Source organism: Arthrobacter gallicola (genome assembly GCF_014836775.1).
Lineage (GTDB): Bacteria > Actinomycetota > Actinomycetes > Actinomycetales > Micrococcaceae > Arthrobacter_B > Arthrobacter_B gallicola.
Genome location: NZ_JACSQD010000005.1, coordinates 272438 through 287921 on the forward strand (window position 1 = coordinate 272438; position 15484 = coordinate 287921).

Consider the following 15484-nt stretch of genomic DNA (forward strand, 5'->3'; position numbering starts at 1 on the left):
CTGGTTGGTTCCTGCCGGGATCGAGCCGGTAGAAGGAGCCGGCGGCGGCTGGGGGGAAGTCTGGGTCTCAGCAGACTTCGACGCCGCCGGCTCCGCTTGTGGAGGCCCCCACCAGGCTGAATGCCGGGCGGGACCAGTTGTTGGCGAACCGGATATGGAACGGGCAGAAAGGACGGGAGAGCACCCCGGTAGTTCGGTTGAGCCGCGCATGTGAGACCTTCTTTGCACTTCTTCCTGCTGACCGGTCTTAGTCAACGGCAGTCTCAGGGCGCGGGCACCAGTAGCAGGCACCCCAAAAAGCGGCTCAGTCACTTGCGGTATTTAGGGCGGTACCCGTCCGGAGACAGCGGTTACTTGGCTACCGGCCGGTGTGGACCTCAGGTTCGGCTTCCAGCGCCCGGTAGACGGTTTCCAGTTCCGTGCGCCGGCTGATGCCGAGCTTCACGTAGATCCGGTACACATGGCCTTCAACCGTCCGCTGCGACAGCGTGAAGCGGGTCGCAATATCCCTGGTGCTGGCCCCCTCGAGCAACAGGTGCACAATTTCATGCTCCCGCCTGGTGAGCCGGACCTGGTGCACGCTGGGACTCAGATAGGACACAGTGACACCGGCCAGCTCCTCCCGCCGGCGCCGGAGTTGCTGAATCAGGGCCCGCTGCCGCCGCAGGTTGTTGTGGGCACCGTAGTAACGGATAGCGTGGCCGATGCATTCAACCGCCACCAGGTACTTCCGGCATCGGACCGCCTCATCCGCGGCAGCTACCATCCGCTCAGGGTTGTCAGCCGCAACTGCAGCCGCGTAAGCGTGGAGGGCCAGCGCCTCGGCGCCTTCAAAGGAGTCCGTCAGGTCAACCAGCCGGCGGGCCTGTTTGAGATCGCCAACTGCAAGCGCCAGTTCAAGGATGTCCTTTTCGGCGGCAAGCTGACCGGCGTCCCGGGCTTCCGCCGCCAGTTCCCGTATCTGGGGCGGCGGAGGCTCTTCAGTTCCCTGCGGTGCCAGGGCAGCGGCAGCGAAGGCCTGGGCACTCAGCCAGCAGCCTTTCGGACCGGTGTAGCCAAGTGCGTCAACTTCCGCGGCGTACTTGATGGCAGGACTTGCGTCGTCGGTGACGGATGCTGCGTACCCCGCCATCCCCAGCGCGTAGGGCAGCAGCCGCTCCGGATCCCGTGAGCGGAGGGCTTCGACGGCGGGCCGCAGCCGAAGCAGGCCCTCCCGGAATCGGCCCTGACGGATTTCCAGCGCACCCTCAAGCAAGCCAATGGTTCCGCCGTAGGCGAGCAGGTAGTGGGGGTTCGCCGACCGTTCGGCCATGAGCAGCTGGCGGAGTTTCTCGAACCTGCCTCCGTGCAGCAGAGCCATGGCCCGCCGGACGAAGACCTGTCCGCGGGCCATGCTGCTGGCCTGCGGATCCTGCAGAATTTCAGTCCGGGCCCCGTGTGCCGCGCGGACAGCCTCCCCGATGGTGCCCGCCGCCGTCCGCAGCTCAGCTGCGAGCGCGAAGCCCAGCGCCCTGGCCTCGTGGAACACCGGCGTTGCGGAGTATGCCGGTTGTCCCGCTTCCGGGTCCAGCGAACCAAGAGCGCCGGCAGCCGGCGGCCCAGCCTGCAGCAGGTTTCCATCGAGAATGCGCGCCCACACGGCCAGGACTGCTGTTCCTGTCTCGAGCCAGGCGGCCCGTCCGGTCCCGTCTGCTCCGGTCCCGTCTCCCCTTCCCGCCGCCAGTTCCGCGTCGCGGGAAGCCCAGGCACCGGTCAGAGTCTGCATCTCATTCCCGGGACGCGCGGAGGCAGCCACGAGCTGCGCGGACGCAAGGACCGCGGCGTCCAGCGTGTCCGTGTCCGGTGCGGCAGCAACGGCGTCGTCCAGTTCCCTCTTGGCCTGGGAGATGTTCCCCAGCGCCAGATGGGCGACGGCGGACTGGACCTGCGCTGCCATACGCAGCGATTCGTCCTGGATCGCAGCGGCAAGGCGGTGCGCCAGTTCGGAGTCTCCGGCCGCATTGGCCCGGCGCGCACCCTCCAGCAGGTCCTGTCCGGAGATCTGCTCGCCGCAGTCCAGCGCCCAGGAAAGATGCGCCAGCGACGCAGACTTCCCGGTACCGGGGGCATGCCCGCGGACCTGGCTTCGGATGGTGATGCTGCGCATCGGCGGAACCAGGCTGCGGACGGCGTCTGCGTGGAGCGGCTGAGCGTAACCGATCAGGTCAGGGACATCCGGTGCGGCCTCGAGGTATCCGTCATCCAGCAGGGACTGCACTGCCTCCTGCGTACCCAGGGACGCCAGCGCGGAGCGGGGAAGCAGGCCGGCAAGTGCCACAGCTTCGAGGATGCTGCGTTCGGCAGGTGTCCGTCCGGACAGGAGTTCTTTGGCCAGATCCTGCACCGTGGGCTCCAAGGCGGTGGGCAGCGCACGGAGGAACCACGCCTGATTGCGCTGCACCAGCTCGCCGTTCCGGCTGGCTGCTGAAATCAGCGCTTTGACATAGAGCGGATTCCCGCCGGACATCTGGGCCAGAATGGAGCTGGACGCGCTGAGCACGGGGCCGTCCAGCAGGTGCGTGCACAGCTTATGGACGGCGTCCGGGGTGAGCGGGGCGAGGTCCACCCGGGCCATCAGCCCATCCCTGGCCAGGGACAGCAGTTCCTGGATCTGTACCCCGCGGCTGCGCGAAAGAACAAACAGGCGCAGTTCCCCGGACAGCGCGAGCTGGACCAGGACATGGCTGCTGGCTTCGTCGAGGTGATGGGCGTCGTCGACAACCAGCAGCGCCTGTGGGTGCCCTGCCTCCGCCCGGGCCCGGAAGTAGCGGCGGATATTGCGCAGGACCACCAGCGGAGACTCGAGATCCCTGGCGTCGCTGCTGTCCATAAACGGTGTCAGCACGGCATAGGGAATCCGGGACAGCACCGGACTGCCGTGGACGCGGTAGGGCTCCACGATCCCCTCGAGGCGGGTGAGCACTTCGGCTGCGACAGCGGTCTTGCCCATTCCGTCCTGACCCAGGACCACCGCTCCCCGCAGTGCCGGGTCCAGCAGCCGGTTGGCGATGTCCTCGGCCTCTGCGCTGCGGAGGAAAGACGTTGCCTGATTCTCCTGTGCCTTCACAGCTGTCCGCCTTCCCGCGCGGTCTTGTCAGCTGCCACAAGGTTCGCGAGCTCCCGCCGGCTCCCCACATGCAGTTTTGAGTAGATCTGGTAGAGATGGCCTTCCACGGTACGCACCGAGATGGAAAGCTCCTGGGCAATCATCTTGTTGCTGGTGCCGGCAGCCGCCTGACGTGCAATCGCCCTCTCCCTGGAGGTAAGTCCGCGCAGCCAGTCCTCTACTTCGCTGTCCGCTTCCCCCTCCTGCGAGTTCATCCGGCGGTTGCGGTGGATGAACCGCACCGTTGCCCGGTCCCCCGCACCCGATGCGACTTCCAAGGCACGCTCGCCCGTTTCATGCGCCAGCAGTTCGTGGCCATCCTCGCCTGCGGCCGCCGCGGCCTGCAGCAGGAGCTGCGCGTCGAGGGTCCCCAAGCCTTTGGCATAGTCCTCGCAGAGCACGCCAAAGCCGCCCTGTACGGTGCAGCTCCTGTCGAGCAGCCGCTCCACGGATCCGGTGCTGCCCAGCCGGACGGCGGCCAGCAGCGCCTGCAGGCTGAACGAGTACGCCTGCCGGCGATCATCCTCATCAGCCAGCAGCAGGAGCTCCGGCACCGCCCGCGGTGAGCCGAGCGCCGCTTCAGCCAGAACAGCGAAGTGTCTGCCCGTCCGCTGCAGCGCCCAGGATGGCGTTCCGCCGGAAACCGCGGCGGCAGTCTTGAGGAGCTGTTCGGCCCGTTCATGCCGGCCCTGCACGGCTGCCGCGTAGGCAGCGGCGGAGGCAGCCGCTGGTTTCAGCCCCATCGGATCAGCGGCCGAAAGCTGGCAGAGGGCCGGGATCAGCTCGGCAGCCGCGGCCGCAGGACGCCCTGCGTAGGCGTGCAGCAGGCCGTCGCACAATTGCCGCAGCGTCCCGCCCAGCTCCGCCTCTTCGGTTCCGCCCGGACCGTGCGCCAGGAGTTCCGCGGCGCTCCGCAGCGCACCCGAGACGAGCAGTGCGTGGACTATCCGTGCCTTCGCGGCGGTACCGCCCGCGTCCTCGAAAGTCCCGCGCGGAGCGTCTGCCATCAGCTGCCAGAGGGAAGCCGCGAGCTCGAGGGCGTCGTCCGCCCTCCCTGTGATCGCCCATGCCTCACACAGCCAGGCGCCGGCGAGCACCCTGAGCCGGCGGCCCAGTTCATCGCCCCGGGCATGAATACGGGTCAGGAACTCCATGTTCGCCTGGTAGTCCCCGTGCCGTGAGTGGCACTCGGCCCGGGCCAGGATCAGTTCCGCCGCCAGTTCCGCAGTTTCAGCACGCGGGACAGTGCTCTCATCCAGGGAGGCCAGCAGACGCTCCGCCTCTTCCAGGACACCGGTGTGCCCCCGCGGGCCAGGCGGCTGCGGCAGCGCCGGGCGGCCTTCCCATCCGGCACCGGCCCGCGGCGCCTCAGCCGGCGCCGCCACGGAGTCCCTGCACAGAACCTGGTTCTCGATGATCAGCAGACCGCAGGCGGCCGGGTCCACCGGAGAGGACCTGATCAGTGTGCGGTGCTCCGACAGGACATCGGCAGCGGCTTCAAACGCACCGGCACCCACATGTGCGCGGACGAGTTCCAGGAGGGCGGCGGGCGAAGAAAGCGCTGCCGGATCGCCAGCGAGGATTGCCGCCGCGGCCTGATGGTTCCCCCGCTCATTTGCTTCCCTGGCCCCGGCGGTGGCCAAACCCGGCGGGAGTTGCCCCTTGACGGACAAAAACCATTCAGCGCTGAGCCAGGGCGATGAGGTGCTGGAGTCCGGTCCCAGCCAGGACATCAGTTCCCGCCGCCGGTCGGTATCCAGCTGGGACCGCAGCACGGCACCCAGTGACGGGTTGGCCAGGGACAGGACCGGTTCATGAGCCTGGGCGAGCTCGAGCAGCCCGGACTCCTGCAGGGCATCCACTTCCGCGCTTTCCGCCCGCTCGAGGACTTTCTTCAGCGGCAGGGTGCCGCAGAGGGCGAGGGCTTCCAGAAGATTGTGCTGGCCCTGGCCCAGTCCCGAAACCGCGTGCAGCATTGCTGCGGCCAGCCGGGGATACGCAGGACGCCGCTCCGGGTCCAGCACCCACACCTCCCCTTCCCTGCGGATCCGGCCGCAGTCGCGGTAGTCGGCGACGGCGGCGATCAGTTGGCTGGGATTACCTCCGCTGATTCCGGCCAGGTCTTCCGCCGCGGCACGCGAGATGGGTCCCTCAAGTTCTGCTTCGGCCAGCTGGGAGCATTCCGCGGCAGATAATGGACCGAGGTCCATCCGGGTCAGCATCCCGTCGCGCCAGAGTCCCATGAACTCCGCCGGTGCAGCACTGAAATCCCGGAATGCTGCGATCATCCGTGCTGCACGGTTCAGGACCATCTGGCTGAGGACCATTGCCGAGAACTCATCGAGCTCCTCGGCGTTGTCCACCACCAGGATGATGCTGCGCCCGGCCGCGCGTCCGCGGATCAACTCAGTGAGGCCGCGCAGGATCAGCACCGGATGGGTTGCTGTGTCCGGTTCCAGGTCGGAGAGCAGGAAGGTCAGAGCGCCGAACGGGGTTCGCCCGGCAAAGGCCGACCCGCGGATGTGAACGACATAAGCGTCCTCACAGTGGACGTGCAGAACGTGGCGCATGAGTGCGCTCTTCCCGCTGCCGGCCGGGCCAATCAGCAGGCAGCCCGAGGACCCGGCGTGCGCAGTCAACCGCTCCGCCACACTGCGGACAGCCGATGCCCGGCCCAGGAACAGGGTGGGATTCCCCTGCTGGTTGTGGGCCGATCCGGGGTCAGGAATGTCGGCGGTATGCACCTTGAGCGCGTTGGCACCTTCGGAGTGATGATTTTTCACAGCGAGACCTCTTCTATCCAGCGACCTGTCTTGCGCCATGCAGGCAGGCGTTCAACAGACTAGGTAGCCCCCGTAGGCAGCAGCACGAGTACCCGTCACCAGTAATCGCCAGCCTCTACTTGAATCACAACCACAAAACTGAGGTCCGGTACTTGGAAAGGGTGCAGCGGGTACGCGCCAGTTACTTGGCTGAGGGGTTCGAGCCTCTTCTTTCCTCCTCAACTACTTGCCGGCTGAGGAGCCGCCGCAGTTCGGACCTTCCGGAAACGTGCAGTTTTTGGAAGATCCGGCCGAGATGCCAATCAATGGTTCGCGAGGACAGGTGAAGTGCTGCGCCCAGCCGGATGCTGCTTTCGCCGTCCGCCGCGCGCACTGCCAGGTCCCGCTCGAACTCGGAGAGCTGACTAAGCCGGTGACCGATGCTGTGGGCCTCGGCGAGGTAGCGGTAGCACTCGTTGGCGGTGGCCCGCGAGCGCCGGATCAGCTCCCGGTCCATGGATACGGCAGCCGCATCGTGGGCTGCCTGCGCCGCCTTGTAGCCCAGACCGTAGTTTCCCAGCTGCATCGCCCGCTCAGCTGCCTCCAGCAGCGCCGGGCCATCCTGCCGCTGCAGTCCTGCGGCGAGCTGCTGATACATCCGCGCGGCTGCTCCTGTGCCGGCAGCGGAAACCGCTGCCAGATGTCCCGCCGCGCTCTCACTGCCGGCCGCGGCGGCAGCGCCGTAACACAGAACAGCTTCCGCGAAGGATCCCCTCTGCTGCGCCTCCAGGGCCTGGACCAGCAGCGGCTGGGCCGTCTGAGCATCCGGGTTTCTCTCCAGCGCCGCCGCGGCCCGGAAATACCTGGTCAGCCCCAGAACGACAGCTGCTGGACGGCACCTGAACGCCGGGGCGGCCACCAGTATCTCCCGCATCCGGTCCCAGTCCTGTTTCACCGCATAGCAGTAGGCAGCCGCAGCGTAGGCCAAGGGCAGCAGGTCTGCCGGGTCGTTCGTTTCCAGCTGCCTGCAGGCGGGAGTCAGATACTCCAAAGCGGCGTCGGCCCGTCCGCTCAGGGCATGGATGGTACCGGCCGGGAGCTCTGCCCACGCTCCCAGGTGCGCGTCGAGGTAGCGAAGGCTCGACGCTTTGGTAATTACTTCCAGCGCGGTGGTGAAGTCCCCGCACAACATGTACGCCGAAATGGTGCCGGTGAGGATTTCAGCTCCGTGCAGCTTGGGCAGGCATTGCGCGTCCTGCAGGTTGTTCCAGAGTATGCCGGCTGCTGCCGCTGCGGCATCGCTCTGCCCGGTCATGGCGAGCGCCTGGGCGTCTGCCACGCCGGCCATCAGCCGAATGGCCTCGGGAACGTCGGTATCCTGCGAGATTTGGTCAAGTCCCTGCGGCAACTGACGCCGGTCCCCCTCACGGACCGCCAGGACTGCCCTGACCACTAGGGCACACTGCCCGGCCCGCTTCCGGCCATCAGCAGGCAGCGCTGCGGCGGCCTCTTCCGCGGATGCGATGCTGGCGGCCGGCGAAGCTGCGGCAGGGTCAAGGGCACACCTGGCCAGGGCCAGTTCCAGGTGGGCTGCCACCATGGTGGCAGGATCCCCCAGCCGCACCACAGCCTGAAGCTCGGCTTCTGCTTCCTGTGTCCGTCCCAGGGCAGACAGCGCCCGCCCCCGTTCCAGCATCACTTCCGGAGAACTGCGGTAATCCGGAACTGCTGCGGTGATCTTCAGCGCCGCTTCCGGATCTCCGGCAGCAAGAGCCGCTGCCCCCGCGCGCCGGGCAATGCCGGGCGCAAGCCGGGCGCCGGAGACAGCCGACCAGGAAGCGTAGGCCTTGGCTGCCGAGTCCGGGAAACGGTCCAGATCCGGCTCAGTGGCCAGGAGCTCATGCCAAAGATCAAACGAACGGCCCACCGGCACCAGCCGGGCCACCAGCCTGGCGTAAAGGCGTTCCCGTACGTACACGGATCCGTTCCGCACGTTTACCCGGAGCACACCGCGTTCCTCCAATGCATCCACCGCATGCGGGTCTGCAACTGCCAGCAGGGAACTGATCGGGATGCCCGGGCACAGGGAGGCCAGTTCAATGACCCGGCGTTCCGGGGCCGGCAGGGAGCGGTACCAGTTCTCCATCCAGTCGGAGATTTCTCCCGCGTAGGTGAGCGGTCCGGTCAGCGTCCATGTGTCCCCACGGTGCTGGATGCGTCCGGCGGCGATCTGGTCACGGCACAGCAGAGACGTAAAGAGCGGATTTCCCTGGGTGTCTGCCCAAACCGTCCGTGCCGCGAGGGCAGACAATCTTCCGCCCGCTACCGTTTCCATCAGGGTGCGGGCGTCAGGGTTCTCCAGCGGGCCCAGATCTGTCCGCCGCAGAACGCCGTCGGACCAGAGGCGCAGCAGGCCGTCTCCGCACCGGAGGAGATCCGGTGTGGTCGCCAGCAATTTCACGGCCTGCTGCCGGGCCAGCTGAGCTGTCACCATTTGGCTCTGCGGATCAAGTTCATGGGCGTTGTCCAGGATCAACAGGACGGGCTTTCCTGCCGCACGGTGCCGCAGATAGGTTTTCAGCTCTGCCAGGACCCGGACCGGATCGTTCAGGATGCCTTCCGGGAGATCGCTGAGCAGCCAGCCCAGCGCCCCGTAGCTGCTGCGGGCAGAAACCGCACTGCCCCGGACGTAGACAACGTGGAACCGGTCGGCGACGGCTGCGGCAACATGATTGGCAAGAGCAGTCTTACCGATGCCCTCCTGCCCAACAATGACCGCTCCGCTGCCTGACTCAACCGCCCCGAGGACGGAGCGGACCGCTTCTGTACGCCCCGCCAGCAAAGACGGCCGGCTGACCCGCGTTTGGGCAGGGATATCCGGTGGGCTGTGGGGAACAACGGGCATTAATTCACTCCGGTTTCTCGCGCCGGCATTTGCCGGTCGAGGACCGATGGTATGGTCCCGGAGGAGTCGCGCCTACACGTAGTACATACGGGCTTTTAGGCCGTGGCGCGTGCGTAATTTGGGAGTTTTCGGTGCACCGCTACTTGGATGGAGGCTGAGCTGAAAGAGGATTCCGGGTGGGAAACCGGGTCAGTTCCCGGCCGCCGGCGCCGGCTCTACTCTCCCAGCAGCTCAGCGCTCAGTTCGTCGCGTTTGCTGATCCCGAGTTTTTCGAAGGTCCGGTAAATATGGCCTTCCACGGTCCGGACGGAAAGGAACAACCGTTCAGCGATCTCGGCGTTGCGGTAACCCTTGAGGACGAGAGCTGCCACATCTTTCTCGCGGCGGGTCAGCGACGGAGCAGCCGGCTGCTTCCGCTGTCCGGCAGTTTTCTCCGAAGTTTTGCCGACCGCCCGCTGCACCCGCTGGATCTGGGCGCGGTCGCCGCTGGCCCGCGCCAGCCGCAGAGCTTCCTGCAGGGCCAGCGGTCCCAGCGCCTCTGTGTCATAATCGGCGGGGTCGGAGGCGAGCCGCAGCAGCGCAGGCACATCCTGGTCCAGCACGCCACGCGCGAAGGCGTTCACCGCCCGCGCATACGGCCCCTGGAAGTCATCGCTGAGTTTCAGCAGCCGGCTCAATCCGGCCGGATCCCCCATACGCATGCCGATGGTGCGCAGATCGAACTCCGCTGCCAGCAGGCCCCGTTCCTCAGCCTGGTCCGCCAGATCGCGGAGATCTTTCAGTGCCCGTGGATCATTGGTGCGCCGGTAGGTACAAGCTATCCGGTTGCCGGCTGCCATGGTCTGCTCATGGACGGAACCGCGCGGTTCGAGCTGGTCGTAGTCCTGTAACAGTTGGTCCGCCAGAGCCAGGTCTCCCTGATGGGCCGCGATGTGCGAACTGAGCGCCAAGGCCAGCGGGAGCAGCCCTTCGGGGTCATAGCCGCGCAGTCCTTCGACAGCGGCGGCGAGTTTGGGCCGTGCCTCTCCCAGCTGCCCCCGCCGCAGGTGCATGACCGCGAAACAAAAGTCCACTGCACCCCCCGTATGGACCAGGGCACGGGCGGTGATTCCGCCTTTCTGGTGGACGCAGCTGCGCACTTCCTCCCAGTACCCCGCCCAGAGCAGGGCGGAGAGATGCCGGTGGAGGACAAAGTGGTGGTAGGAAAGGAAACGGTGGTCGTTTCCCGTCACGATCATCAGGGCTTCCCTGGTCAGGTTGACGGCGGTCTCGGCCCGTCCCGTAGCCGTATAAACATCGCCCAGCAGCGCGAGCGCCACCGCTGTGGCTTCCAGGTCCTCGGCCTGCCGGCTCTCTTCGAGCAGGCCTGGCAGATGGGTGAGGGCCGTGCGGTAGTGCCCTTCAGCGACGTCGATCAGCAGCCCGAGCAGCTTCACGCCACGGCGGGATGAGACTGCCTCTGCCTCCAGTTTCTGATCAAACGTGCCGGCGGCGCGGGCCGCAGCCTCGATCCGTTCGACGGCTTCCTGCCAACTCCGCAGGGGTGCCCGCAGCTTGGTTCCCCCACCGTCCAGACGCTGGCAGATCTGGACCGTGAGCAGGGTTCCCATCTTGGCCGTAGTCAGATCGATGGCAGCCTCCACTGTCCCGGAGACCAGATCCCGGGCGGCCTCATAATTCCCGCACTGGTAGTGGGCCCGTGCGGCCTGCACGCCTGCGGCAGGCAGAAGCTCTTTCCGGCGTACCTCCCCGGCAGCGCGGAGGGCAAAGGTGGTGTCGAAAAAGTTGTTGGCCATATACGCAGCCCGCAGCAGCTGCTCATCGGGAACGGGCGCTCCGCAGTCCAGGGACCAGGCCACGCTGCGCAGCAGCCCGTCCATGGATTCGTGGCGTTCGGGCAGCACGGCATGCACCCGCTGCCGCAGCCGGGCAGAGCGGGCCGCGGGGACCATATGACGCACCACCTCGCCGTAGAGCGGGTGCCGCGGCCGCAGCAGCCGTTGTCCGGCATCCTCCACGCTGACCAGTTTGGCCGCAGTCAAAGCGTCCACAGACCGGTGCAGGCCCAGCCGGAAGGCCACACCAACCGGGAGCGGCTCGGCGAGGGCAATAATTTCCATGGTTTCCCGCTCCTCAACGGAGAGGCCGGAAAGCTGTGCCTTCAGCAGGTCCCCGAGCCGTCCCTGGGGCGGGTGCACAAAGTCCTCCAGCAGCCAGACACCGTTATGCTGCACCAAATTGCCTGTGCGGCGGGTCTCCGCGACGAGCGCCTGCACAAACATCGGGTTGCCGCCGCTCACTCGGGCCAGCTCACCCGACGTCGTGCTCAAAAGCGGACCGTCGAGAATCTGGCGGCACAGCTCGTGTACCTGCTCCTCCGTCAGCGGCGCGAGGTGGTGCCGGGAGATGATGCCGCTCCACACCTGGTCCGGGATTCCGGCCGGGATCGCGGTGATGCTGCGGGTCAGGATCAGGACGCGGATAGTTCCGGAAGCCAGCAGCTGGGACAGGAGGTCGGCGCTCGCCTCGTCCAGAGCATGCGCATCGTCCACGACCACCAGCGGGATCTCACCGGTGGCGGGCTCGGATTCCGGCCGCAGTCTTTGCAGCAGGGCACGCATAACTGCCAGCGGCGAGCCAGTATCACGGGCGGAGAGGTCGGGCAGCAGCGGGGCGAGAGCACCGTAGGGAATGCCGGTCAAAGCAGAACTCGCGTGGACGCGGTGGACCGGCATGGACGTTTCCAGCACCCCGACCACCACCTGTGCCAGGGCACTCTTACCCAGCCCTGCCTCCGCCACCACAAGGGCGCCGTGGAGCTGCTGGGAACGCAGGCTGGCCAGAACCGCCTGTACGTCATCATCACGGCCCACCATTGGCTGCGACGCGAAACTCTGCATGTCTTCCCCCCGCCCGGGGACTAACCCAGGGCTTCCTTCAGCTCGGATCGGTCCGAAACGTGGAGCTTGTCGAAGATCTTACCCAGATGCCAGTCGATCGTCCGCGGAGACAAATTGAGCTCTGCCGCGATGTCGGCCCTGGTCCTCTCTCCACCGGCCAGCCGCACCAGTTCGGTCTCGAAGCTGTTGAGCTCCTTCATCCGGCGTTCCAGGGTGTTGTCCCGGCGCAGTTTTCGGAAGCTTTTGTTCTCCACGGCAAGGGCTGACCGCGCGGCAGTTCTTCCGGTGGCAGCGACGCCCTCTGACCGGATCAGCACGGCTGCACGGTAGGCGAACAGGTGATGCCCAAGTTCGGCGGCTCCTTCCGCAGCCCGAAGCAGCAGCGGCGCATCGTGTGAAAGACGCCCGGCACTGTAATCGGTCAGCACGGCAGCCCAGCGGCCGCTGGCGGCCGTTGCCACACGCTGAAGCTCGACGGCGGCAGCCTCATCCCCCAGCGAGGCAGCCATAGCCAGGCAGGACAGCGCGGCGGAAACATTCGAGCGGGACAGCGACTCCTCCGCCAGCCGGCGGAGCTGACCGGCGAGCAGGACGGGGTCCTCCGCATGAGCGGCCAGCGCGCGGAAATAGGCGGTGCTGTGTTCCGGGTACCAGTCCGGACGGTGCCGGAACCGCGGGGCCATCGCCACATAGGACAGGGCGTTCTGGGTCTCGCCCCGCAGCCGGTAGGCATAGGCGGTGAGTGCGGCAGCGAGCGGCATCAGGTTCTCCGGGTCCGAATACCGCAGCTGGCTGATGCCGGGCAGCAGCAGATCCAGCGCCTCATCCGCCTGCCCCGCTGCCGCCCGGATCAGACCGGGAGCCAGTTCTCCCCCGCTGCCGCGGAAAGACCATTTCGGCCCGGCGCTGTCCACCACCGTGAGCAGCTCCAGCGCGCGCTGGAGCTCGCCTGCCGCAAAACAGGCGTAAAAGACCCGGGTCGCCAGCGCTGCCTGTTCGCGGGCGCTCATCGGTGTCTGCAGTGCCGCACTGGTCTCCTCCAGCAATTCCATGCCCTGGGCGGCTTCTCCCGTGACGGCCAGCGCCTCAGCCGCCATGGCCCGGGCCCGGGCGCGGACACCCGGCGCCACATCTGGAGCAGAAACGAGGCCAAGTAACGGCTCAACGGCATCCTTGTAGTGCCCCTCGGCAATGCACAGTTCCGCCTGTGTGAGAGTCAGCGCAGCCTCCGCTTCGGCCTTGCAGCTGCCGGTATACCCGTTCACGCGGGCGCGGACCTCCGTGCATACGGCTCCCCCGGAGCCCGTAGACACGGCAGCCCCGGAGCCGGCGGGCATGGTGCGCAGCAGCGCTGCCTTCAGGAGCATCAGAGCTATCCAGCTGCCATCCTCCGCGGCGTCCCCAGTCTGCTTCCACTCATGGTCCTGCAGGATTGAAAGTGCTTCGTGGTTCTCCCCCAGGGCCATCAGGGCGCGGACTTCCTCGGTCACCAGGTCCCGGCTGCGGTCCGCTGGGGCTACACACCTGGCATAGGCCAGGGCACGCCGGTGCTCACCGTTGCTGTTCGCCAGCCTGGCTGCCTGCTCCACTAGGGAAACGGGCGGCAGCGCTTCACAGGCCAGGGACCAGGCCACGTAGCCGGGAACGGCGGAGGGGTCCAGCCCATCCGGCACGTCAAGCACAGCTGATACTTCTTCCCAGAGTTCCCGGCTTCGGCCCAGCGGAACACTTCCGGTGACCACCGCCGAAAGCGTGGTGCTGCTGACGCGAACCATCGGCATGGCAGCGCCGCTGATCGACAGCGTGCCTTTTTCCTGGAGGTTGTCCAGTGCCTGCGCGTCGGCGAGTTTCAGCAGCTGGGGGAGGCTGAGCGTCCCAACGAAGGAGAGGATCTCCACGATCCGGCGTTCGGCCGCGCTCATCCGCGCCAAATCTGCTCCGACTAATTCGGCAATCGCCCCGGACCGGACATAGGGGCCGGCGGCAACCCACGCCCCGCTGACCTCCACGAGGGTTCCCGCCTCCTTTTGCTCAGCTGCCATCAGCAGGATGAACTGGGGATTTCCCTCTGTCGCGTTCCACATGGCAGCCGCTGCCCGCAGTGAGACCGGACCTCCCAGCGTCTGTTCCATGAGTGTTTTGGTCTGCCGCAAAGTCAGGGGTTCCAGATCAACGCGCTGCAGCAGACCATCGGACCAGAGCGCGAAGAGTTCTGCCGGAGAGCTCGGCAGGTCGGTCGCGGTGACAACCACGGTGACCTCGCTGCTGCGTGCCAGCTGCGCAATCACCAGTGCCGTGGCGTCGTCAAGGTGCTGGGCGTTGAAGACACACACGAGAATAGGCCGCTGCCCGGCATGTCCGCGGAGCAGGGCGGCCAGTCTTTGAAACATGAGCAGGGGCTGCGCGGCTGTGTCGGCGGGGATGTCTTCGCCGAGCTGAGTCAAGAGCCAGGCCAGGGCACCGTAGGATGTCCGCTGGGACACCTTGGTTCCGTGGATGCTGACGACGTAGTACTCGGAGGATCCTCCCGCAACGGCCTGCGCCAGCGACGATTTCCCGATCCCCTGGGGTCCCAGGATCAGGGATCCGCGGCCCGCATCCCGTGCTGCTTCCAGGACCCGCAGACTTTCAGCGCGTCCGACCAGCCGGGCCGGTTCGGTATCCAGACTCACTCAGAGCCGGCCTGTAACTGCGCCGGCCGGTCCTGGCCATCGGCTCTTTCTTACCACATTTAATGACCGAGCCATGACTGTCCCCCAATATGCACCCGTTAAGTGTCTAGTCCACTGGGTAGAAGGGTACGCCCCAAATACGTCCATAGGAAGGCATGCACTTTGGGCATGCCTTTACGGCGAGTTTGGGTGGGGAATCAATTGTGGTTCCTTGTTGTGGAGTAGTCACCTGGAGCGTGAATAAGGGACCGACGCCGGGATGGGGGTGGCCCAGTCTCGGAGGCCTCCCGACGCCGGCCCCGCTTCAGGAGCCCGAAGGCTACGGCCAGTCTAGGCCTGGGTTAGGGGTCAAACAATGCCCTGCAGGGGGCTCAGCGGCACGGGTTAACTACCCGAAAAATGCCCTGCACTACTTGCATGCTTTGACATGGGGCTTTACCGCCCGAGGGCCTCAGGAGGCGGTGTGGAACTTCTGCTGGGCCGCGGTCAGCCCTTCGGAAATGAGGATTTCCAGTGCATCGGCTGCATCGGATATCAGGAAGGGGAGCTCTTTTGCCTCGGCTGATCCGAAATCCTTCAAGACATAATCGGCGGTGTCCATCCGGCCGGGCGGACGTCCCACCCCAACCCGGAGCCGGAGGTAATCCTTGGTCCCCAGCGCCTTGCTGATATCCCGCAGGCCGTTGTGCCCGCCTTCACCGCCGCCGAGCTTGAGCTTGACGGTATTAAAGGGGATATCGATCTCGTCGTGCACGGCGATGACCTGGGCTGGATCGATTCCGTAGAAGCGGGCCAGCGCGGACACAGGCCCGCCGGAGAGATTCATGTACGTCATGGGCTTGGCCAGCACGACCCGCGGGCCGCCAAGCGAGATCCGCCCTTCGGCTACCTGGGCGCGTGCCTTGTGCGTCTTGAAGCGGGCGCCCATGCGGGCGGCGGCCTCATCCAGGACCATCTGGCCGATGTTGTGCCGGTTACGGCTGTAGCCGGGCCCGGGGTTTCCGAGCCCGGCTACAAGCCAGGTGTTGCTGTTCACAGGTGGGACTGCTCCTTGAACTGGTTCCGAATGATGCCGGCCGGCTCAGTCCAGGAGTTCAGGC

General features: G+C 66.4%; 6 protein-coding genes. All 6 read right to left on the bottom strand.

Annotated features, from left to right (window positions below; translation table 11 throughout):
* Positions 1-358: 358 nt before the first annotated feature.
* Positions 359-3106: a LuxR C-terminal-related transcriptional regulator gene (locus H9639_RS17195; RefSeq protein ID WP_191808370.1), complete on the bottom strand. Its 2748-nt coding sequence runs from the start codon at positions 3104-3106 to the stop codon at positions 359-361.
* On the bottom strand, positions 3103-5928 hold the full coding sequence (locus H9639_RS12385; RefSeq protein ID WP_191808371.1) for a LuxR C-terminal-related transcriptional regulator: 2826 nt from the start codon (positions 5926-5928) through the stop codon (positions 3103-3105). Before H9639_RS12385 ends, H9639_RS17195 begins: the two co-directional genes overlap by 4 nt.
* Positions 5929-6109: 181 nt before the next feature.
* Positions 6110-8812: a helix-turn-helix transcriptional regulator gene (locus tag H9639_RS12390; RefSeq protein ID WP_191808372.1), complete on the bottom strand. Its 2703-nt coding sequence runs from the start codon at positions 8810-8812 to the stop codon at positions 6110-6112.
* A gap of 215 nt (positions 8813-9027) precedes the next feature.
* Positions 9028-11712: a helix-turn-helix transcriptional regulator gene (locus H9639_RS12395; protein WP_191808373.1), complete on the bottom strand. Its 2685-nt coding sequence runs from the start codon at positions 11710-11712 to the stop codon at positions 9028-9030.
* A gap of 20 nt (positions 11713-11732) precedes the next feature.
* Positions 11733-14384, bottom strand: coding sequence for a helix-turn-helix transcriptional regulator (locus H9639_RS12400; protein WP_191808374.1), 2652 nt, complete (start codon positions 14382-14384; stop codon positions 11733-11735).
* A 451-nt stretch (positions 14385-14835) separates the two neighbouring features.
* Positions 14836-15420: an aminoacyl-tRNA hydrolase gene (pth, locus tag H9639_RS12405; protein WP_191808375.1), complete on the bottom strand. Its 585-nt coding sequence runs from the start codon at positions 15418-15420 to the stop codon at positions 14836-14838.
* Positions 15421-15484: the final 64 nt, after the last annotated feature.

Excerpts from the sequence above, each read along its gene's own strand:
- H9639_RS12390 (WP_191808372.1), bottom strand. The coding sequence starts at position 8,812 with ATGCCCGTTGTTCCCCACAGCCCACCGGATATCCCTGCCCAAACGCGG.
- H9639_RS12395 (WP_191808373.1), bottom strand. The coding sequence starts at position 11,712 with ATGCAGAGTTTCGCGTCGCAGCCAATGGTGGGCCGTGATGATGACGTA.